Origin of the sequence: Umezawaea beigongshangensis (assembly GCF_016464305.1) — a bacterium.
In the GTDB taxonomy this organism is placed as follows: Bacteria; Actinomycetota; Actinomycetes; order Mycobacteriales; family Pseudonocardiaceae; genus Umezawaea_A; species Umezawaea_A beigongshangensis.
Map to the genome: position 1 here is coordinate 575,541 of NZ_JAEIOJ010000002.1, position 20,416 is coordinate 595,956.

The 20,416-nt window shown below is 72.4% G+C and carries 17 protein-coding genes; 5 read left to right on the forward strand and 12 right to left on the reverse strand.

What is annotated here, in order from left to right; genetic code table 11:
* Nucleotides 1-8: 8 nt before the first annotated feature.
* Nucleotides 9-749 (reverse strand): response regulator, encoded by a 741-nt coding sequence (locus IMZ35_RS07175; RefSeq protein WP_199440104.1) that lies wholly within the window; start codon nt 747-749, stop codon nt 9-11.
* Complete coding sequence (locus IMZ35_RS07180; RefSeq protein ID WP_199440105.1) at nt 746-2,074, reverse strand: sensor histidine kinase; 1,329 nt, start codon at nt 2,072-2,074, stop codon at nt 746-748. The genes IMZ35_RS07175 and IMZ35_RS07180 overlap by 4 nt, the downstream gene beginning before the upstream one ends.
* 334 nt (nt 2,075-2,408) lie before the next feature.
* On the opposite strand from IMZ35_RS07180, the gene IMZ35_RS07185 reads away from it, so the two are divergent.
* Nucleotides 2,409-3,662, forward strand: coding sequence for a cytochrome P450 (locus tag IMZ35_RS07185; RefSeq protein WP_199440106.1), 1,254 nt, complete (start codon nt 2,409-2,411; stop codon nt 3,660-3,662).
* 223 nt (nt 3,663-3,885) lie between these two features.
* Here the strand turns inward: IMZ35_RS07185 and IMZ35_RS07190 are convergent, their stop codons facing one another.
* The gene (locus IMZ35_RS07190; RefSeq protein WP_199440107.1) at nt 3,886-5,667 is read right to left on the reverse strand and encodes an LGFP repeat-containing protein; all 1,782 of its coding nucleotides are present in this window, start codon (nt 5,665-5,667) and stop codon (nt 3,886-3,888) included.
* A 546-nt stretch (nt 5,668-6,213) separates the two neighbouring features.
* Here IMZ35_RS07190 and IMZ35_RS07195 point away from each other — a divergent pair.
* Nucleotides 6,214-6,783 (forward strand): TIGR03086 family metal-binding protein, encoded by a 570-nt coding sequence (locus IMZ35_RS07195; protein ID WP_199440108.1) that lies wholly within the window; start codon nt 6,214-6,216, stop codon nt 6,781-6,783.
* A 6-nt stretch (nt 6,784-6,789) separates the two neighbouring features.
* Here IMZ35_RS07195 and IMZ35_RS07200 read toward each other — a convergent pair whose 3' ends face one another.
* From IMZ35_RS07200 to IMZ35_RS07220, 5 genes are all read right to left on the reverse strand, one after another.
* Nucleotides 6,790-7,311, reverse strand: a complete 522-nt coding sequence (locus IMZ35_RS07200; protein WP_199440109.1) for a DUF4262 domain-containing protein — start codon at nt 7,309-7,311, stop codon at nt 6,790-6,792.
* Between the two features lie 78 nt (nt 7,312-7,389).
* On the reverse strand, nt 7,390-8,139 hold the full coding sequence (locus tag IMZ35_RS07205) for a YebC/PmpR family DNA-binding transcriptional regulator (protein ID WP_199440110.1): 750 nt from the start codon (nt 8,137-8,139) through the stop codon (nt 7,390-7,392).
* 39 nt (nt 8,140-8,178) lie between these two features.
* Nucleotides 8,179-8,805, reverse strand: coding sequence for a pyridoxal 5'-phosphate synthase glutaminase subunit PdxT (gene pdxT, locus IMZ35_RS07210; RefSeq protein WP_199440111.1), 627 nt, complete (start codon nt 8,803-8,805; stop codon nt 8,179-8,181).
* A gap of 77 nt (nt 8,806-8,882) precedes the next feature.
* On the reverse strand, nt 8,883-10,214 hold the full coding sequence (locus IMZ35_RS07215) for an amino acid permease (protein ID WP_368857011.1): 1,332 nt from the start codon (nt 10,212-10,214) through the stop codon (nt 8,883-8,885).
* Nucleotides 10,215-10,377: 163 nt separating this feature from the next.
* Nucleotides 10,378-11,637 carry a trans-sulfuration enzyme family protein gene (locus tag IMZ35_RS07220; RefSeq protein ID WP_199440112.1) on the reverse strand — a complete coding sequence of 420 codons (1,260 nt, stop codon included), beginning with the start codon at nt 11,635-11,637 and terminating at the stop codon, nt 10,378-10,380.
* A gap of 121 nt (nt 11,638-11,758) precedes the next feature.
* Here IMZ35_RS07220 and IMZ35_RS07225 point away from each other — a divergent pair, with 121 nt between their 5' ends.
* Both IMZ35_RS07225 and IMZ35_RS07230 read left to right on the forward strand, forming a co-directional pair.
* A complete protein-coding gene (locus IMZ35_RS07225) occupies nt 11,759-12,220 on the forward strand; it encodes an Lrp/AsnC family transcriptional regulator (RefSeq protein WP_438816833.1) in 462 nt (153 codons plus the stop codon).
* An 81-nt stretch (nt 12,221-12,301) separates the two neighbouring features.
* Nucleotides 12,302-14,209, forward strand: coding sequence for an acyl-CoA dehydrogenase family protein (locus IMZ35_RS07230; RefSeq protein ID WP_199440114.1), 1,908 nt, complete (start codon nt 12,302-12,304; stop codon nt 14,207-14,209).
* Nucleotides 14,210-14,278: 69 nt separating this feature from the next.
* Here the strand turns inward: IMZ35_RS07230 and IMZ35_RS07235 are convergent, their stop codons facing one another.
* From IMZ35_RS07235 to IMZ35_RS07245, 3 genes are all read right to left on the reverse strand, one after another.
* Entirely contained in the window at nt 14,279-17,011 is a 2,733-nt protein-coding gene (locus tag IMZ35_RS07235) for a TIM-barrel domain-containing protein (RefSeq protein ID WP_199440115.1), read from the reverse strand.
* A gap of 62 nt (nt 17,012-17,073) precedes the next feature.
* Nucleotides 17,074-17,382 (reverse strand): AzlD domain-containing protein, encoded by a 309-nt coding sequence (locus IMZ35_RS07240; protein WP_199440116.1) that lies wholly within the window; start codon nt 17,380-17,382, stop codon nt 17,074-17,076.
* Nucleotides 17,379-18,083: an AzlC family ABC transporter permease gene (locus IMZ35_RS07245; RefSeq protein ID WP_199440117.1), complete on the reverse strand. Its 705-nt coding sequence runs from the start codon at nt 18,081-18,083 to the stop codon at nt 17,379-17,381. Before IMZ35_RS07245 ends, IMZ35_RS07240 begins: the two co-directional genes overlap by 4 nt.
* Before the next feature lie 77 nt (nt 18,084-18,160).
* Between IMZ35_RS07245 and IMZ35_RS07250 the strand changes: the two genes are divergently transcribed.
* A complete protein-coding gene (locus IMZ35_RS07250) occupies nt 18,161-18,709 on the forward strand; it encodes a helix-turn-helix domain-containing protein (RefSeq protein WP_199440118.1) in 549 nt (182 codons plus the stop codon).
* 647 nt (nt 18,710-19,356) lie between these two features.
* Here IMZ35_RS07250 and pdxS read toward each other — a convergent pair.
* On the reverse strand, nt 19,357-20,268 hold the full coding sequence (gene pdxS / locus IMZ35_RS07255) for a pyridoxal 5'-phosphate synthase lyase subunit PdxS (protein WP_199440119.1): 912 nt from the start codon (nt 20,266-20,268) through the stop codon (nt 19,357-19,359).
* Nucleotides 20,269-20,416: the final 148 nt, after the last annotated feature.

Genomic DNA, 20,416 nt, shown 5'->3' on the forward strand with positions numbered 1-20,416 from the left:
TCGGAACGCTAGACGTCCGGCCGTCTCGGCACGTCCGGCCGGAGATCGACTTCGCGGGTCCTCCGCGCGGAGGACCTCTGCGGCCGGCCCGGCGCGACGATGCCGTGCTCGTAGGCGAACACGACGGCGTGCGTGCGGTCGCGCAGCGCCAGCTTGGCCAGGATGCGCGACACGTGCGTCTTCACGGTCGTCTCGCCCAGGTGCAGCGCGGCGGCGATCTCCGCGTTGCTCGCTCCGCGGGCGAGGTGGACCAGCACCTCGAACTCGCGGTCGGTCAGCTCGGCCGGTCGGCTCGGCGCCACGGGCGGCACCGGTGCGGTGAACCGCGCGATGACGCGGCGGGTGACCTCGGGCGACAGCAGCGCGTCTCCCCTGGCGACGACCCGGACGGACTCGACGAGGTCCTCCGGCGAGGCGTTCTTGAGCAGGAAGCCGCTCGCGCCGGCGCGCAGGGCCTCGAACAGGTAGTCCTCGTGGTCGAACGTGGTGAGGATGACGACCTTGACCGGATGGTCGGCACCGGCCGGTCCGAGGATGCGCCGGGTGGCCTCCAGGCCGTCGACGCCGGGCATCTGGACGTCCATCAGCACCACGTCGGGCCGCAGCCGTCCGACCACCTCCACGGCGTCCAGGCCGTTCCCGGCCTCGCCGACGACCTCGATGTCGTCCTCCGTCCCGAGGATGACCCGGAAGCCGGCGCGGACCAGGTCCTGGTCGTCGGCGAGCACCACGCGCAGGGGAGTCGTCATGCCGGGAACCTCGCACGGACGAGGTAACCGCTGTCGCGGCGGGGTCCTGCTTCCAGTTCGCCGCCGTGCACCGCGACGCGTTCCCGCATGCCCACCAGGCCGAAACCGCCGTTGCGGTCGGACGCGGCTGCCCGACCGCGTCCGTCGTCGGCCACCTCGACCTCCAGCGAGGTCTCCAGGAAGCGCACCCGCAGGTCCGCCCGGCGCGCGCCCGCGTGCTTCACGACGTTCGTCAGCGCCTCCTGCACGACGCGGTACGCCGACAGCGCCACGGCCTGCGGCACCGGCCGGGGCTCGCCGTGGACCCGGTGCTGCACGTCCAGCCCGGTCGACCGCGCCATCGCGGCGAGCTCCGGCAGCTGGTCCAGCCCCGGCGACGACGTCTCGCCGTCCGCCGCGGCCACCCCGAGGACGTCCTCGGCCGGCTCCGAGCGCAGGACGCCCAGCAGGGCGCGCAGTTCGCCGATGGCGGTGCGCGCGGTGTCCTCGACGGTCCGCAGCGCGGAGCGCGCCAGGTCGAGATCGCGGTCGAGCACCCGCCTGGCGGCACCCGCCTGGACGCCCATGACCGACACGTGGTGCGCCACCACGTCGTGCAGGTCCCGTGCGATGCGCACCCGCTCGGCGACGATCGCGCCGCGGGTGTTCTGCTCCTGCGAGCGGCGCAACTGCTCGGCGCGGTGCTCCAGCTCGGCCTGCCTGCGCGCCGACAACCACGCCGCGTCGCCGAAGAAGTAGGCGGACAGGAAGAACAGCAGGTTGAACCCGATGTTGTAGAGCACGGAGGCGAGCACCGGGTCCAGCGGACCCGTCGCGCTCTCGAACACCTCCGGCACGGGCATCACGAGGAAGCGGACGAGCCCGAACCCGAGCCAGCCGAACATCGCGACGATCACCGCGATCCGCGCCCACCGGGCGGCCGTCCGGTCCCGCATCCACGCGCCCGCGCTGTAGATCGCGAGGAACAGCGCGATGGAGGACACGAGGCCCTCCCCGGTGTGCCGCACCTGTGCGGCGATGAAGAGCGCGCCGACGACCAGCAGCACGGTCAGGGGGTGGCGCCGCAGCACCACCAGCGGCACGACGGTCGCGGCGCTCCAGGCCAGTTGCTCGGCCAGCGACGGAGACGCGCTCGACAGGTACAGGCCCATGCTGTTGACCAGCAGGGTCACCACCTGGGCGCCCGCCAGCACCAGGAGGGCGAGCCAGACGTCCTGCCGCCGCTGGGCCGGGGAGGCCGGGGGACGCCGCCACCGGCTCCACTCCGGCTCGCGGTCGTCCGGGCTCGATCCGTCGCGGGGGTGCGGCGGCGTGGCGGTGGTCATGCGCGAGAAGGTAACCGGGTCGCGCGGCACTCCGGAGCCGATCCCCCACGACCGGCGGTCCGCGCCACAGGATCGGGTTCCGCGGCAGACCTGAGACCGCATCACGGGCACCGGACGCGGGTGCGCTCGCTCGCCTCGACCTCGCCGACGCTCGCGTTCGAGGCCGAGGTCGACGGGCGCCCGGTCGCGGGTGCGGGGAACCGCCACGTCGCGCGCGGCACGCCCGAGGAGGGCACCGGGCAGACACCCGACGCGTGGCGGTCGCGGCTCGACGCGCGCAGACCGACCCGAAAAGCTACTTGAAAGTAGCTCGCCGTCGAGCCACGGTGGGGGGATGGTGGACCTCAGGACCACGACCACGCTCGCGCTCGCCCGCGCCGTCGTGCGCGCCCACGCCCTGCTCGGCGACCCGGCGGCACAGCTGTTCGGCCGCTCCGCCAGGCGCGACCCGTACCCGGTCTACGAGCGGGTGCGCGCGAGCGGCACGCTGCCGGGCAGCAGGCTCGGCGTGCGGATCACCGCGTCCCACCGGGTCTGCTCCCAGCTCGTGCGCGACCAGCGCTTCGGCACCGTCCCGGCCTCCGCGCTGTCCCCGGCCGACTCCACCGTGCACGTCGACGGCCGCCGGCTGGTCAACCCCGTCGAGGAGTCCTTCCTCTCGCGCAACCCGCCGGAGCACACGAGGCTGCGCAAGCTCGTCGCGCCGTTCTTCACCCCGCGCGCCCTGCGCGGCCAGACGCCGGTCGTGGAGCACGTCGTGGAGGAGTTCCTCGACGAGATCGGGGACCGCCCGACCTTCGACCTGATCGGCGACTTCGCCGCGCGGGTGCCGGTGCGGGTGATCACCGACCTGCTCGGGGTGCCCGACGCCGACCACGCGAGCTTCGCCCGGTGGGGCGCGGCGCTGGTCGGCGCTCTCGACGGCGTGCGGACGGCGGGCGAGATGCGGGCGCTGCACGAGGGGCTGCGCGAGTTCGACGCGTTCCTCACCGACCTGGTGGAGCAGCGCGGGCGCACGCCCGGCGACGACGTGGTGAGCGCGCTGGTCGCCGTGGACGACCTGGCCGCCGACGACCTGATCGCCACGACGGAACTGCTGCTCGTGGCCGGGTTCGAGACCACGGTGAACCTGATCGGCAACGCCGCGCGAGCCGTGATGGCGCACGACGACGTGCGGGCGAAGCTCCTGGACGATCCCGCGTACGCGGAGGCCGTCGTGGAGGAGACGCTGCGGTTCGACCCGCCCGTCCAGTACACGGCGCGCAGCCCGCTGGAGCGGGTCGAGGTGGAGGGCGTCGAACTGGCTCCGGACACACCCGTGGTGCTGCTGCTGGCCGCCGCCAACCGCGATCCGGAGGTGTTCGCCGAGCCCCGGCGCTTCGACCCCGGCCGCTCGGACGGCCGCGAGCACCTGGCGTTCTCCGCGGGAATCCACTACTGCCTGGGCGCGAACCTGGCGCGGATGGAGGCCGCCGCCGCGCTGCGCGGCCTGTTCCGCCGCTACCCGCGTCTGCGGATCGACGGACGGGTGCGGATGCGCCCGTCGGGCATCATCCGCGGGGCCGCCCGCGTGCCCGTGCGGGCCTGATCGGATCATCGTCCTCGTGCCGGGAGGAGCGGGCAACATCACCCACTCCGTCGGGTGAGGATCTGCCACGGCGGCGGGGATGTGATGCATTCTGGCGAGGGCCGGGAGCCCCGCCGCTCCGCCGCCGTGGCGGGCCTCCCGGCACTTCGACCGCTCACTCCGGTCCACCCGCACCGGCGCAGCTCGGGTTCCGGCGCGGAGTCCTGCTCCCCGAGGGCGACCGTCAGCAGAAGGTCCCCGGAGGGCAGGGTTCGCCCTTCGGCACGAACACCACCCCTCTTTCCTCGCTGGACTCACCCGCCACCGGGTCGTAGTACATGTGGCCGTACCGTCCGCACACCTTCACGTTCTCACCGAAGAAGGCGCCGCCGAAAAACATCGCGATCGCGGCCAGTGGCACACCCACGACGGAGGCCACCACCGCGAGCAGATCGCCCGGCCCGAAGTCGACCGTGAACGCGGCCGACCACCTCACACCTCTGATCAGCTCGAAGTTGTCCTTGACGCGGTCGTCCATCCCGAACTGGTCCCACGTGTGGGCGCGATTGCCTCCGAACACGAGCGTGCCCTCGACGTCACCGTCTTCCGCAAAGGTCAGAACAGGCCCGCCGAACGGTCGGAGATCCATCGTCACGACCATGAGGACGTCGTAGCTCAACACCCCGGTGGAGCGCATGCTGCCCTTGTACTGCCATCCGCCCGTACTGCTCACCATGAGTTCGGCCCACCCGTTCGCGGCAGCACCGTCGACGTGGACGACTCCCGTCTTGATGTCCCTGGCGTCCGACACGTCGAAGGAGAACTCACCGTCCTGCAGCTGTACGGTGCCCCGTTCGAACCGGGACATGTTCCCCTGCTGGTCGAGCGTCGGAAAGCCGAGGTAGGACGTTTCCGCGCCCCGAGCCCTCCAGTGGTCGAGAATCTTTCCGTGGACCTCGCAGGCGCCGCTGCGGGTCGAGAAGTAGATGCTTCCGCCTTGAAACGCGCTCATCCGTCCGCCGTCGCCGGCCGTGGCCACCTCGTCCGCCACCGGGAAGCCGAGCAGGCCGGCGGGTCCGTCCAGTTGCAGGTACTTGGTCACCACGGCGCCGTAGACCCACTTCGCTCCGGTGTCCGCGTGCCAGTACACGTTTCCCGTCGTGTACCGCTGGACGAACCCTCCCCCGCCCGCCGCTTCGACCTCGGAAACAGGCGTTCGCGCCCCGGGAGGGCCTTCACCGAGGACCGCGACCTTCTCCTGAATCCGCTGGGAGGCCACGACGCTCTGCGCCGACGCCACGACAGTCACCTTGTACGGCACCACCTCGACGTGGTCGAAGAAGCCCTTGACCCACAGGTTCGCAGGCAGAGGCCCCAGGGGCGCGAACTGCCAGACCTGCAGTCGCAGGGTCGTGGTGACGCTTCCGGACTCGGGAACGCTCACGGTGTGATCCGGTACGTCGATCCACGGGTCGGCAGAACCGAGAACGATGTCGTTCGTCGGCGCACCGCCGGAGAGGCTGACCCGCACCGGCACCGCCACCTCGTCGTTCCTCACACCCACCACCGGGTCCACCAAGAACTCGACGCGCACCCCACCGATCACGAACACGAGTGGAACGTCGACTCGTTCGCCCGAGGACTCCACGACGAGGGTGCCGGTCACCGATCGCGGTCCGGGGACGCCGGCTGTGAACTCGAGCATCCCCTGGACGTGCAGGCCGGGGTGAACGAACAGGGGTTCCCCCGCCGACACCCTGCCCACCTCGACCTTGTCCGTGTACCCCTCCTGCCGTGCCTGCTCCCGCAGGTCCGGCGGCAGGTCGGCGAGCTCGTCGTCGGTCCACTCCTTGCGCTGGAGTTCGTACGCGATGAGATCGGTGAGGCGGATCATGGAGTCTCCGCCCGAGACCGAGGCCACCAGCGACCCCTGTGGAACGAACTTCACCTCGAAACCCCGTCGCAGCGTCGCTCCCGCTTCCGCCGCCCTGGTGATGCTCGCAGGTTCTACGAAGAACTGCGCCATGTGCCTGCTCCTCGGTGATCGGCCGGCACGGCAGCCCCGGCGCTTCGGCCATCCCCGAAGGGCGCGAAGGACGCCTGCCGGCTTCGTGAACGCCGAGGCGGTGGCGCCGTCGACGGCGCACCGGACGATCTCCGTCCCCGGACTCCGGTTCGACCGGCGGATCACGACCTCGGATCGACGTGCGCGTTCCCGGCGCAGTCGCTCACAGGACTCCTCCTCCTGCCGCTGCGAATCACGAGCCGCACGCGCGCACGGCCGACCATCTCCGACGAGCGACGTGATCGCCGTGCGAACACGGTTCGTCCACCGGTGTGGGTGACGAGCGGTGCCCGGACGACGGGGTGACGCGCGCGGGGCACCGCTGCGGCCGGTCCGGTCGGGCGCACGTCCCGTCCCCCGCCTCGCGGGGAGTTCTCAGACCACACCGGGGAGGCCGAAGCGGGGTTGCGCCGTTCGGCCGCGGGAGAGGCGGGTCCGGACACCTCCGGGTGGCCCGTCGCACACGCCCGGAGTGCGGCCGGACCTCACCTTTGGTGAACTCCGGACATGGACCTCGTCGAGGCACACGGGCAGGCGATGCGCGAGTTCGACCACCGGGTGCGCCAGGTGCTCCCGGAGCACTGGCAGCGTCCCACCCCGTGCTCGGACTGGTCGGTCGGAGACCTCGTGCAGCACCTGGTGCGCGAGCAGCTCTGGGCCCCCGAACTGCTCGCCGGGTGCACGGTCGAGCAGGTCGGCGACCGCTTCGACCACGACACCCCGGGCTCCGACCCGCTGATGGCGTGGGTGCTGGCCGCGGGCGCGGCACGCGAGTCGTGGACCGCGCCGAACGCGCTGCTGCGGAAGGTGCACGTCAGCTCGGGCCGGATCTCGGCGGAGGAGTACGGCTGGCAGATGACGCTCGACCTCACCGTGCACTCCTGGGACCTGGCGCGCGGGATCGGCGTGGACGACCGGGTGGACCCGGCGCTGGCGGCGGCGGTGCTGAGCCGGGTCGAGCCGCAGGTGGAGGCGTGGCGCGGCAGCGGGATGTTCGGCGACGCGGTGCCGGTGCCCGAGGACGCCGACGACCAGGACCGGCTGCTCGGGCTGCTGGGCCGCGACCCCGGCCGCTGACCCGCGTCAGGGGCCGTCGACGCCCGGCGTCCAGCTCTCCGGGCGACCGCTCTCGGTGAGCAGGAGCTGCCAGTCGGCGAACCCCGGCGGGGCCGTCGGCTGCCACGGCCACTGTCCCTGCGGGGTCGGCACGACGATCTGCACGGCCGCGAAGTCGCCCTTGCCGTGGAGCAGGAACGCGCTGCCCAGGAACTCCGGGTAGAAGCCCTTGAAGACCCGCTCGAAGGTCACGGGCACGCCGTCGAAGAAGTCGAAGTAGAGCTGCCCGGGGACGAACCGCTCGCCCTTGCTGGCGCGGTCCACGTACGCGCGGATCAGCACGTCCGCCATCGGCGCCTCCAGGCCGACGACGACCGCCTCGGCCACGCCGAAGCGGCGCCACGCCCCCACGGAGAACGCGTAGGGCGCGCCCTCGGCGTCCTGCGGGACGGCGACGACGGCGTGCCCGCGCCGTTCGGCCTGCTCCAGCAGCCACGCGCGGAGCTCCTGGTCCTGACGGCTCAACGCCTCGCTCGACACTGTTCCCATTCTGGCGGTGGTGGTGGGTGAACGAGGAGTCCCGGACGGCGTCCGGGACTCCTCCTCCTGGCCCTGCTGCGGCCGAGATCAGTCGATCTCGGCCATGACCTCGTCGCTCACGTCGAAGTTCGCGAAGACGTTCTGCACGTCGTCGCAGTCCTCCAGCGCGTCGATCAGCTTGAAGATCTTGCGGGCGCCCTCGGCCTCCAGTTCGACCGTCACCGACGGCAGGAAGCTGGAGTCGGCGGACTCGTAGTCGTACCCCGCGTCCTGGAGCGCCGTGCGGACCGCGACCATGTCACCGGCCTCGGAGACGACCTCGAAGTTCTCCCCCAGGTCGTTGACCTCCTCGGCGCCCGCGTCGAGGACCGCCATGAGGACGTCGTCCTCGGACAGGCCGTTCTTGGGCAGGAGGACGACGCCCTTGCGGTTGAACAGGTACGACACCGAGCCGGGGTCGGCCATCGAACCGCCGTTGCGGCTCATCGCCGTGCGCACCTCGCTGGCCGCGCGGTTGCGGTTGTCGGTGAGGCACTCGACGAGCACGGCCACGCCGTTCGGGCCGTAGCCCTCGTACATGATCGTCTGCCAGTCGGCGCCGCCCGCCTCCTCGCCGCCGCCGCGCTTGCGGGCGCGCTCGATGTTGTCCAGCGGCACGGAGTTCTTGCGCGCCTTCTGGATGGCGTCGTAGAGCGTCGGGTTGCCGTCGGGGTCACCACCACCGGTTCGGGCGGCCACCTCGATGTTCTTGATCAACCGAGCGAAGAGCTTGCCCCGCTTGGCGTCAATGGCGGCCTTCTTGTGCTTGGTGGTCGCCCACTTGGAGTGGCCGCTCATCTCTCCTCCGTCGAATCCAAGAGCTGTCGGGCCCCCGGCTCAGCCGAGGGCCTCGCGAACGATGTTCACGAAGAGGCGGTGCACCCGCCCGTCGCCGGTGAGCTCCGGGTGGAACGCGGTGGCGAGCACGTGCCCCTGCCGAACCGCGACGATCCTACCGGCGGCGTCCCCCGCGTCCGGGGATTCCGGGACGCGCGCCAGCACCTCGACGTCGTCGGCGGCCGACTCGACCCACGGCGCGCGGATGAACACCGCGTGCACGGGACCGTCCGGCACACCGGCCACGTCGAGGTCGGCCTCGAACGAGTCGACCTGACGGCCGAAGGCGTTGCGGCGCACCACCACGTCCAGTCCGCCGAGCTGGTGCTGGTCGGGACGGGCGTCGAGCGCCCGGTCGGCCAGCAGGATCATCCCGGCGCACGACCCGTAGGCGGGCATGCCCTCCGCGAGCCGGGCCCGCAGCGGCTCCAGCAGGTCGAAGACGTGCAGGAGCCTGCTGATCGTCGTGGACTCCCCGCCCGGCAGGACGAGACCGTCGATCTCCGCCAGGTCCTCCGGCCTGCGCACCGGCCTCGCGACGACGTCGCACTCGGCCAGCGCGAGCAGGTGCTCGCGGACGTCGCCCTGGAGGGCGAGCACACCGACGACGGGCGCGGCAGCGGACACGACTTCGTCACCTCCGGTAACGGGACTGCGTCCAGCCTATGTCTCGGCGGGGTGCGCGGACGGACCGGGTGCCGAGGTCAGCCCGTCCGCACGTCCTGCGGCCGCCGCGCCCGCACCACGCGCCAGCCGATCGCGAGGACCACGGCGAGCACCGGGATCGACCAGAACGCGATCCTCTCGGCCGGTCCGGCGAAGGCCATGAGCACGACGACGAGGACGAGGAACCCGAGCGTCGCCCACCCCGTGTACGGGGCGCCGGGCATCCGGTAGGCGGGACGGACGAGTTCGCCGCGCAGCGCGGCCTGCCGCAACCGCATCTGGCACACGATCAGGGTCGCCCAGGTCGCCACCACGCCCAGCGACGCGACCGCGATGGCGATGTCGAACGCCTCCTTCGGCACGAGGTAGTTGAGCACCACGCCCGCGAGGTAGGCGGCGGACGTGAAGAGGATGCCGCCGTGGGGCACGTGCCGGGCGCTCATCCGGCCGGTGAACGCGGGGGCCTCGCCCTTGTCGGCGAGTGCGCGCAGGATGCGGCCGGTGGAGTAGAGCCCCGAGTTGCAGGACGACAGCGCGGCGGTGAGGACGACGGCGTTCATGACGTCGCCGACGCCGCCGATCCCGAGCGCGGAGAACACGGTGACGAACGGGCTCTCGCCGCCGGTGTAGACGTTCCACGGCAGGAGCATCGTCAGCAGCAGCACGGAACCGACGTAGAACACGGCGATGCGGTACACGACGCCGTTGATGGCGCGCGGCAGCACCTCGCGGGGGTTCTGCGTCTCCCCCGCCGCGATGCCGACGACCTCGATGGCGGAGTAGGCGAAGACCACCGCCTGCAACGTCATGAGCGCGACGCCGATTCCGGCGGGAAAGAATCCGCCGTGCTCGGTGATGTTGTGCACACCGGCCTCGTGGCCGCCGATGTTCGCACTCGTCAGCACGAGTCCGATTCCGGTGACGAGGAAGACGACGATGGCCGTCACCTTCACGACGGAGAACCAGAACTCCAGTTCACCGAACAGCTTCACCGACAGCAGGTTGACACCGACCAGGAATGCGAGGGCGACCAGGGCGGACACCCACTGCGGAAGATCGGGGAACCAGCGGTGCACGTAGATCGCGACGGCGGTGATCTCGGCGATCCCGGTCATCGCCCAGTTCACCCAGTACATCCAGCCGGAGGTGAAACCGGCCCACGGGCCGATGAACTCCCGCGCGTACTCGACGAAGCTGCCCGCCGTGGGGCGGTGCAGGACCAACTCGCCCAGCGCTCTCATCACGAAGAACGCCGCGACACCGCAGATCGCGTAGGCGAACACGAGCGAGGGTCCCGCCTGGGCGAGCTTGCCGCCCGCCCCGAGGAACAGCCCGACCCCGATGGCCCCGCCGATCGCGATCATCTGCACCTGACGCCTGCTCAGCGCCTTGGTGTAACCGTCGGAATCCGGTGGTGGCGAATCCGTTCCTGGTGAACGTGCGTCGTCGCGCTGTTCGTGCGCCGATTCCACGTGCAATCGTCCTTCCGAAGCCGAGAACGGCGTCGGAACCTCCCGCGCCCCGACGCCCGGTCTAGAACGCGGTGACGTTGTTCACCCCGTCCGGTTTCGCACCGTAACCAGAGTCGGGCACCATCGCCGAATCACCTGGGAAAGATTTGAGGTGAACGCGGCGCGGCGAAAGCGATCTGTCCAGGTCGTCCCAGACGTCCTCCACGTCCTCCAGGCCCACCGACAGCCTCAGCAGGGACCGCGGCACGCCCGACTCCTCGCGGTCCGCGGCGTCCACGAGGCGGTGCGTGAGGGCGGCCGGGTGCTCGATCAGCGTGTCGACCGAGCCGAGGCTGACGGCCGGGGTGACCAGTCGCAGGCGCGCGACGACGGCGGCCGGGTCCTCGCGGGTGGTGAAGGCGAGCACCGCGCCCGGTCCGCGCAGCTGCCGCCCCAGCACGCCGAGCGGGTCGCCTCCCGGCAGGCTCGGGTGCCGCACCGCGCCGACTCCCGGATGACCGTCGAGCCGGCGGGCCAGCTCGACCGCCCCACGCTGCGCGGCCTCGACGCGCAGCGGCAGCGTGGCCAGACCGCGGTGCAGGAGGTAGCCGCCCAGGGGGTGCAGGACCGCCCCGGTGACGATCCTGACCTGCCGCAGCCCCTCGGCCCGCTCCTGCGAGCAGGCCACGACGCCGCCGAGGACGTCGCCGTGCCCGCCGAGGTACTTGGTGGCGGAGTGCAGCACGTAGGCGGCGCCGTGCGCGGCGGGGTTCTGGAGCACGGGCGTGGCGAAGGTGTTGTCGACCAGCACCGGCACGTCGCCCGCGCGGGCCACGACGTCGGCGATGTCGGCCAGGTCCAGGTTGGGGTTCGCCGGGGTCTCCAGGACGACGAGGCCCGTGTCGGCGCGGATCGCGGTGTCCACCCGGTCCGCGGCGGCGTACGTGGTCCGCACGCCGAGCAGCCCGGAGGCCAGCAGGTGGTCGGTGCCGCCGTAGAGCGGGCGGACCGCCACGACGTGCGGCCGGTCGCGCAGCAGGCACGCCGCCTGCACGACGGCGGTGACCGCGGCCATGCCGCTGCCGAACGCCACGGCGCGCTCGGTGCCCTCCAGGTCGGCGAGCGCCTGTTCGAAGCGGGCCACCGTCGGGTTGTGCAGCCGGGCGTACACCGGCGACGCCGCGGTGTGCGCGCCCCCGGCCCACGCCTGCAGCGCCTCGCCGCCCGCGACCTGGTCGGGCACGGGGTAGGTCGTGGACAGGTCGACGGGCGGCACGTGCACGCCCAGTCCGGCCAGGTCCTCGCGTCCGCCGTGCACGGCACGGGTGCGCATCCCGGTCATGAACACCTCCACTGGTCCGCCGACACCGCAGGATCGTTCGTGCCGTGCGCCGAATCGTGGACTTCTCTCCGGTCGCGTGGGCACAATCCCGCAGATCCTTCGACAGAGGTGGGTGATCCGAGTGCTGGATTCGGTGGACGCGGCCATCGTGCGGGAGTTGCAGAAGGACGCGCGGCTGCCCAACAAGGACCTAGCGGCGACCGTGAACGTGGCGGCCTCGACCTGCGTCGTGCGCCACCGGGCGCTGCGGGAGCGCGGCGTGATCACCGGCTACCACGCGGAGGTGGACCTGGCCGCCGTCGGGCGCCCGGTGCAGGCGGTGATCGCGGTGCGCGTCCGGCCGCACACGCGGGCGGTCGTGGCCCTGTTCACGCGGTACGTGCTGTCGCTGCCGGAGACGCTGTCCCTGTCGCACGTGGCGGGGCCGGAGGACTTCCTGGTGCACGTGGCCGTGGCGGACACCGCGCACCTGCAACGGCTGGTGCTGGACAGCTTCACGACGCGGCACGAGGTGGCGGAACTGCACACGAACCTGCTGTTCAGCCACGTCCGCAAGCACACGGTCCCGGCCGCGGCGCAGTAATATGTTACCCACTGGTAGCCCCCGGTGAAACGCCGCGATCGTCACGTGGCGGCGAGGGCTGTCGCGAGGGAGGCTCAGGACATGACGACCACTCCGGACCGGGCGGTTCCGGACCGCGCGGCGCTGCGCGACCTGCTCGACGGCAGGTGGGGCGAACTGCGCCGCGCGAGCCGCGAACTGCTCGGCGAACTGACCCCGCCGCCGGTGCACGAGCTGAGCCGCGACGAGCACCGCGCGCTGGTGTTCGAGCAGATGCAGGTCCTCACCAAGGGCGGCCACCCGCTGCACGGGTTCCCGAGCGAGTACGGGGGCCACGACGACGTCGGCGGCTCCGTCGTGTCGTTCGAGGTCCTGGGCTACGGCGACCTGTCGCTGATGGTCAAGGCCGGAGTGCAGTGGGGTCTGTTCGGCGGGGCCGTGCAGGCGCTGGGCACGCGGGTCCACCACGAGAGGTACCTGCCCGCGATCATGAGCCTGGAGCTGCCCGGCTGCTTCGCGATGACGGAGACGGGCCACGGTTCCGACGTGCAGCGACTGCGCACCACGGCGACCTACGACCCGGACTCCCGCGAGTTCGTCGTGCACACGCCGGACGCCTCCGCGCGCAAGGACTACATCGGCAACGCCGCGCGCGACGGCCGTGCCGCCGTCGTGTTCGCCCAGCTGATCACCGGTGACGAGAACCACGGCGTGCACGCGCTGGTCGTGCCGATCCGCGACGACGGGGGCGACGCCCTGCCCGGCGTGACGATCTCCGACTGCGGCCACAAGGCCGGCCTCAACGGCGTGGACAACGGGCGGCTGTCCTTCGACCACGTGCGGGTGCCGCGCGAGGCGCTGCTCAACCGGTACGGCGACGTCGCCGAGGACGGGACGTACAGCAGCCCGGTCGAGGGCGCCGGACGCCGGTTCTTCACGATGCTGGGCACCCTCGTGCGCGGCCGGATCAGCGTCGCGGGCGGTGCGGGCAGCGCCACCAAGAAGGCGCTGGCGCTGGCGGTCCGCTACGGCGAACAGCGTCGCCAGTTCACCCGGCCCGGCTCGGACGACGACGTCGTGGTGCTGGACTACCTGGCGCACCAGCGCCGCCTGCTGCCCGCGCTCGCCACCAGCTACGCGCTGCACTTCGCGCAGGAGGAGCTGGTGTCGGCGCTGCACGACGCGCAGCGCGACGGCGAGGTCGACGACCGCCGCCAGCGAGAGCTGGAGTCGCGCGCGGCGGGCCTCAAGGCCGTGTCGACCTGGCACGCCACGCGCACCATCCAGACGTGCCGGGAGGCGTGCGGCGGCGCGGGCTACCTGGCGGAGAACCTGCTGCCGCAGCTCAAGGCGGACACGGACGTGTTCACCACGTTCGAGGGCGACAACACCGTCCTGCTCCAGCTCGTCGCGAAGGGCCTGCTGACCAGCTACCGCGACCACGTGGGCGACCTGGACACCTTCGGCCTGGTGCGTTTCGTGGCCGAGAGCGTGGTCAGCGCGGTGGTCGAGCACACCACCGCCCGGTCGATCATCGGTCAGCTGATCAGGGACGCCGGTGACGGTCCGCTGGAGCGCGGCTGGCAGCTCAAGCAGTTCGAGGAGCGCGAGACGCACGCCCTGGAGGGACTGGGCAAGCGGCTGCGCAGGGGCGCCTCGGGCCGCCGGGACGCGTTCGCGGCGTTCAACGCCGCGCAGGACCACGTGCTGTTCGCGGCCCGCGCGCACGTGGACCGCGTGGTGCTGGAGGCGTTCGTCGCGGCGATCGACCGCTGCGAGGACCCGGCCACCGCGGCACTGCTGAACGGGGTGTGCGACCTGTACGCGCTGGCGAACCTCGAGGCGGACCGGGCGTGGTTCCTGGAGCACGGCCGGATCACCCCGGCGCGGTCGAAGGCGATCACCCAGCACGTGAACCAGCTGTGCCGCGAGCTGCGCCCGCACGCCCGGCTCCTGGTGGACGCCTTCGACGTCCCCGAGAGGTGGCTGGCGGCGCCCATCACCGCGTGAGGGCCGCGCACGCGCGACGCGGAACGGACCCGCCGACACCCCCGCCCGGCGGGTCCGTCCCCCTCCCGCTCAGGGACGGAAGCCGACGACCACCCGCTGGTCGGCCCGCGCGCTCGCCGTCGCGGTGAGCGTGCGGGTGCCCGCGTCGTAGGACCACTCCGAGACCTCGCGGCCGTCGACGGTGACCGCCGACGGCTCGTCGACGTCGCGGAACCTCACGGTCCACGTCCGGCCGTCCACCGCCCCGGGGAACGTGCCGGCCCTGGCGTCCACGGTCAGCGCGTGCTCGCCGTCGTCGTAGCTGATCGGCGTGCGCGCGAAGGCGTCGTCGCGGTAGCCGTGCCCGTCGCCCTCGTCCTCGTACAGGTCGTAGGAGCCCGGAGCGCCGGTGGCCACGTCCAGGGTGATCCGGTCCAGCGGGCGCTGGGTCGCGTGCTCGACCCGGTCGGTGCGGGTGGGCAGGATTCCGCCCGCGCGCAGGAACACCGGCATGGTGGACAGGTCCGTGGTGACCGTCGTGACGGCCGGACCGGTGAGGGTCTCGCCGGTGAACCAGTTCGTCCACTCCCCCGGCGGGATCCACGTCCGCGTGGGCACGTTCTCCGTGCCCGGCGTGGTGACCGGCGCGACGAGCACGTCGTCGCCGTAGAGGTACTGCTGGTCGAACTCGTGGGCCTCGGGGTGCTCCGGGTAGTTCAGGTAGAGGCCGCGGTTCATCGGCAGGCCGGTGTCGTGGGCCTCCCGGCCCAGGGTGTAGGTGTGCGGCAGCAGCGCCTCGCGCAGCCGCAGGAACGACGCCGCCGAGGAGCGCGCGGGCTCCGGGTACTCCCACGGCAGCCTGGCGCCGTGGTTGGAGTGCAGCCGCATGATCGGCTGGAACGTGCCGAGCTGCACCCAGCGGGCGTACAGGTCGGGCGGCAGCACGTTCTCGGGGCTGCCGGAGAAGTTGTGCGCGCCGATGTCGTGGGACTCGTAGGCCATTCCGACGTTGCCGCGGCGGATCGTGTAGTACGAGGCGTAGCCGAGCATCTCCCAGCTCGACCTGGTGTCCATCGAGGTGTCGACGGTGTAACGGTGCTCGGCCCACGGTCCGGCCGGGTAGAGCCGGTTGTCCCCGTAGCCGGTGAAGCCGCTGCCGCTGCGGTTCCAGGAGAACCCGCGCTGCCCCCGCTCGTCGGCCCGGCGGGCGTAGGCGGCGTTGAAGAGGCTGTCCGGCGACACGCCCTCCGGCCGGTAGCGCGTGCCGTCGCAGCACGAGTCCAGCCACCACAGCACGGGGTGGCCGAGCTGCTCGAACTGGTCGTGCAACGCGAAGTAGGCGTCGCGCTGAGCTGGCTCGCTCATGTCGAACACGCGGCAGTCGAAGCCCTCGCCCAGCCCGCAGACACCGGGTTCCAGCTCCCGGCCGACGCGGCGCACGACCTCGGGGTAGCGCGGGTCGCCCGCGTCGATGCTCGGGTGGACGTTGAGCGACACGCGCAACCCCTGCTGGTCGGCCCAGTCGAGGAAGCCCCGCGGATCGGGGAACAGCTGGGCGTCCCAGTCCCAGCCGTTCCAGTCGTTGCCCGCCTTGAAGTCGGTGTCCACCACGAGGACGTCGAGCGGGACCTGCTCCGCGCGGAAGCGGGGCAGCAGCTCCCCGCGGTACTGGGCGTCGGTCATCACCCCGTAGCGGGAGTACCAGGTGCCGAAGGCCCACTGCGGCAGCATCACCGGCGGACCGGTCAGCGCCTTCAGGTCGGCCAGGCCCTGCCGGAGGTCGTGGCCGTAGCCGAAGAAGTAGCCGTCCTGGTAGGGCTTGTCGCGAGCGGGGCGCGGGGTGGTGCTCCCGTCGTCGCCCGCGACGGCGGTCTCGGTGTCGTTGAGCAGGTACCAGCCGTCGCGGCTGAGCAGGCCCTCGTAGGTCATCGTCCGCGCCGGGTCGTGGTCGCCCACCTCGTCCAGGCTGCGCCGCCACGCGCCGAGGTTGGCTGCGGCGTGCTCGGCGTCGGCGCGGGCGCTTTCCGGGTACGGGTCGCGCGGCGGTGTGACGGCGACGGCGTCGGCCTCGACGTCGCAGCCGACCTCCGTCTCGCAGCGCAGCGACATCGGCGTGTCCCCGGCGGGCAGCCTCAGCGTCGTGGACGCGGTCGACCACGAGCCGGACTCACCGGTCGACGGCAGCGTGATCCGCTGGTCCGCGCCGCCGCCGGACACGACGAGCGTCTGCTCTCCGCGGCTGGAGTACCGCAGGTGCACGCGGTACTCCCCGGCGGCGGGAACGTCGCGCTGCGTCCAGTCCACCCGCGAGCCGCGGGCGAAGAGACCCGCGAAGCCGCGTCCGGTGTGGTTCGGCTCGTCGGCGAGGCCGACGGCGCCGTCGCCGAGCCGCGCGGTCTCCAGCTGGCACGCCGTCGACCGGTAGCAGGAACCGGCGAGGTGCCAGACCGGGCGGGCGGTCACGCGCCGCGGACCGGTCTTCAGCTCGACGCTGAGGTTCTCCGAGGTGAACGGCCCCGAACCCTGCCGGTAGCGCAGGGTCAGCCGGTCGGTGCGGACGACCCGCACCCCGCCCTCCTCGACCGCGGTGCTGAACGACGTGTCGGGCAGGTCGCGCTCGATCGCGTTGAACGTGGGCCGGTCCTCGAAGACCCCGTCCTCGGCGTACTCCACGCGGATCAGCGTGGGGCTGAGGACCTGGAAGCGCGCCCTGCCGTCGGACACCGCCTCGTCGGTGTCCTGGCCGCGCGCGACGACGACCACGACCAGACCGGTCACGAGGACCAGGACAGCGAGCAGTACGACGAGCCGTCGTCTCGACATGGGAACACCACTTCCGCCGGCGCCCCCTGCACCACCCAGCGTACCCAAAAGATAACGCCCTGTCACCTGACGCCGATCGAGCGAAGACCGGCCGTCGTCGCGGCCGCGAGAACGACCACGACCACGAAAGGCCACCTGCGCCACGCGGCGAGCCCGCCGACCGTCACCCCGGCGGGAAGCGCCCAGCCCGCGAAGCCGCGACCGTCCGTCAGCGACGACGTGGCCACGAGGGCGACCAGCAGCACGGTGGCCGCGGTGGTCATCAGGTCGCGGACCCGGTCGGGCAACCGGACCCGGTCGCGCAGCAGCGGTCCGGCCAGCCGGAACGCGTAGGTGCCGACGGCGAGGACGAGCACGGCCGCGAGGGTCACGAGACCTCCTGGTTCGCACGGGTGGAGGCCGCCGCCGGTCCGCCGACCGCGGCCACGAGGCCGAACAGGGACAGCAGCACCGGCACGCCCGCGGGCAGCAGCGGTGTGGTGGCCAGCGCGACCGCCGCGCCGAGCAGAGCGGCCCGACGGGTGGCCGCGTCGCGCAGCGCGGGCAGGACGAGGGCCAGCAGCGCCGCGGGGAACGCGGCGTCCAGCCCGAACGCGCCGGGGTCGCCGACGGCCCGACCGGCGAGGGCGCCGCCGATCACCCCGACGTTCCAGGCGACGAACAGCGACACGCCGCACGCCCAGTAGGCGGCGCGGGCGCGGGCCGGGTCGCGCTGCGCCAGCGCGAACGCCACGGTCTCGTCGATCAGCAGGTGGCTGCCGACGAGCCTGCCGAGCCAGCTGCGGCCGAGCACGTCGCCGACCGCGAGGCCGAACGGCAGGTGCCGGGAGTTGAGGACCAGCCCGGCGATCACCGCGGCGGCCGGACTGCCGCCCGCGGCGACGACGCCGACCGCCATGAACTGCGCGCCACCGGCGAAGACCAGCACGGACATCGCGGTGGGCATCCACCACGCCAGGCCGGACGCGACCGCGATGGCCCCGAAGGAGGCGCCGTTGACCGCGGCACCGGCCGCCACGGCGGCGACGTCGCGCAGCAGCGGGGGATCGAGTGTTCGCCAGATCGAACGCATGGTCCTTTACACTGGACAAGCGCGGAGCGTTCGTCAAGTCGAACGAGTGGTCCGTCACGCCGAACACAGGAGGTGGCATGAGCGCACCGCTGGACGTCATCGCGGCCTCGCTGCGCCGGGAGCGCGAGCGCGCGGGTCTGTCGCTGAGCGAACTGGCCAAGCGCGCGGGCATCGCGAAGTCCACGCTGTCGCAACTGGAGTCCGGCAACGGCAACCCGAGCGTCGAGACGCTCTGGGCGCTCGGCGTGGCGCTGGACGTGCCCTTCAGCAGACTGGTCGACCCCCCGGTGGCACGGGTGCGGGTGATCCGCGCCGGCGAGGGGCCCTCGATCCGCGCCGAGCACTCCGACTACCGCACGACCCTGCTCGCGTCGTGCCCGCCGGGCGCTCGCCGCGACGTCTACCTGTTCACCCTCGAACCGGGACCGGCGCGGGACTCCGAGCCGCACGGGCGCGGGAGCGTGGAGCACCTGATCGTCAGCACCGGCCGCCTGCTGGCCGGGCTGCGCGACGACCCGGTGGAGCTCGGCCCCGGCGACTACCTCGTCTACCCCGGCGACCTCCCGCACACCTGCCGCGCGCTGGAACCGGGGACTTCAGCCGTCATGGTGATGGAACACGTGTGAGTCCGGGGCTTTACTGGGGGTGTGACGACCGGGTCCCGCGCGGCGCCGTGGGTCGCGGCCGGGCTGACCCTCGCCCTGGCCGCGATCGTGTCGGCGTTCCTCGGTGATCCCCCGCGCGGCGCGCCGGAGGTGCTGCCCGCCGAGGGCTGGTACCGCGTCCGGGTCGCGGGAGCCGACGGCCTGTGCGTCGGGTCGGGCGACCGGCGCGGCGCGGGGGCGGCGCGGGTGGTCGCCGTGCAGCGGGCCTGCGAGTCGGCCGGACCCGCGACGTTCGTGCGGGTCGTGCGCTCGGGGCACGCGGTCGAGTGGCACGAACCGGGCGGCTCGGTGACGTGCCTGTCGGTGGACAACGCCTACACCGGCGACGGGGCCCCGCTGGTGCCCGTGCCGTGCGCCGACGCCGCGCACCAGCGGTTCCTGTTCGAGCGGGCGTCCACGTCGGACCGCTACCGGTTGCGCCTCGCGCACAGCGGCCTGTGCGCGGGGCACCGCGACGGACCGTCGCAGGACGCGCCGGGCGCGGTGATCGTGCAGACGACGTGCACCGGCGGCGCCGACCAGGAGTTCGTCCTCGACCCGGCGAGCGCTCCGGAACAGCACGGCGCGGGGGCCGCCCCGCGTGCCGGGACGGCCCTCGCGGCGGACGGCTACCAGCCGCGCTCGGCCAGGCGGTGCGGCTGCGGGATCTCGTCGACGTTGATGCCGACCATCGCCTCGCCCAGACCGCGGGAGACCTTCGCCAGCACGTCCGGGTCGTCGTGGAAGGTGGTGGCCTTCACGATCGCCTCGGCGCGCTGCTCGGGGTTGCCGGACTTGAAGATGCCGGAACCGACGAACACGCCCTCGGCGCCGAGCTGCATCATCATCGCCGCGTCGGCCGGGGTCGCGATGCCGCCCGCGGTGAACAGCACGACGGGCAGCTTGCCCGCCTCGGCGACCTCGCGCACCAGCTCGTAGGGCGCCTGGAGCTCCTTGGCCGCGACGTAGAGCTCGTCGGGCGACAGGGTCTGCAACCGGCGGATCTCACCGCCGATCTTGCGCATGTGCGTGGTGGCGTTGGAGACGTCGCCGGTGCCGGCCTCGCCCTTGGAGCGGATCATCGCCGCGCCCTCGGTGATGCGGCGCAGCGCCTCGCCCAGGTTCGTCGCCCCGCAGACGAACGGCACGGTGAACTGCCACTTGTCGATGTGGTTGGCGTAGTCGGCCGGGGTGAGCACCTCGGACTCGTCGACGTAGTCGACACCGAGGGACTGGAGGATCTGGGCCTCGACGAAGTGGCCGATGCGGGCCTTGGCCATCACCGGGATCGACACCGCGGAGACGATGCCGTCGATCATGTCCGGATCGCTCATCCTGGACACGCCGCCCTGGGCGCGGATGTCGGCCGGGACGCGCTCCAGCGCCATGACCGCCACGGCGCCGGCGTTCTCCGCGATCTTCGCCTGCTCGGCGTCGACCACGTCCATGATCACGCCGCCCTTGAGCATCTCCGCCATGCCGCGCTTGACGCGCGCGGTACCCGTCACCTGGACGGAGTCGGAGCTGGAAGAAGTGGGCACGGTGAACCTCTCGACGTCTGACGGTGGGCGTGAAGCACCCTCAGCCTACGACGCACGTGGACCCCCGACACCGGCCAATCAGCCACGTAATCGGAAGGCCACTTGCTCCTCCACCGCAGGTGGTGGCGCTCGTCACGCGGAAAGACCT

Excerpts from the sequence above, each read along its gene's own strand:
- IMZ35_RS07175 (WP_199440104.1), bottom strand. The coding sequence starts at position 749 with ATGACGACTCCCCTGCGCGTGGTGCTCGCCGACGACCAGGACCTGGTC.
- IMZ35_RS07180 (WP_199440105.1), bottom strand. The coding sequence starts at position 2,074 with ATGACCACCGCCACGCCGCCGCACCCCCGCGACGGATCGAGCCCGGAC.
- IMZ35_RS07185 (WP_199440106.1), top strand. The coding sequence starts at position 2,409 with ATGGTGGACCTCAGGACCACGACCACGCTCGCGCTCGCCCGCGCCGTC.
- IMZ35_RS07190 (WP_199440107.1), bottom strand. The coding sequence starts at position 5,667 with ATGGCGCAGTTCTTCGTAGAACCTGCGAGCATCACCAGGGCGGCGGAA.
- IMZ35_RS07195 (WP_199440108.1), top strand. The coding sequence starts at position 6,214 with ATGGACCTCGTCGAGGCACACGGGCAGGCGATGCGCGAGTTCGACCAC.
- IMZ35_RS07200 (WP_199440109.1), bottom strand. The coding sequence starts at position 7,311 with ATGGGAACAGTGTCGAGCGAGGCGTTGAGCCGTCAGGACCAGGAGCTC.
- IMZ35_RS07205 (WP_199440110.1), bottom strand. The coding sequence starts at position 8,139 with ATGAGCGGCCACTCCAAGTGGGCGACCACCAAGCACAAGAAGGCCGCC.
- IMZ35_RS07220 (WP_199440112.1), bottom strand. The coding sequence starts at position 11,637 with ATGACCGGGATGCGCACCCGTGCCGTGCACGGCGGACGCGAGGACCTG.
- IMZ35_RS07230 (WP_199440114.1), top strand. The coding sequence starts at position 12,302 with ATGACGACCACTCCGGACCGGGCGGTTCCGGACCGCGCGGCGCTGCGC.
- IMZ35_RS07235 (WP_199440115.1), bottom strand. The coding sequence starts at position 17,011 with ATGTCGAGACGACGGCTCGTCGTACTGCTCGCTGTCCTGGTCCTCGTG.
- IMZ35_RS07245 (WP_199440117.1), bottom strand. The coding sequence starts at position 18,083 with ATGCGTTCGATCTGGCGAACACTCGATCCCCCGCTGCTGCGCGACGTC.
- IMZ35_RS07250 (WP_199440118.1), top strand. The coding sequence starts at position 18,161 with ATGAGCGCACCGCTGGACGTCATCGCGGCCTCGCTGCGCCGGGAGCGC.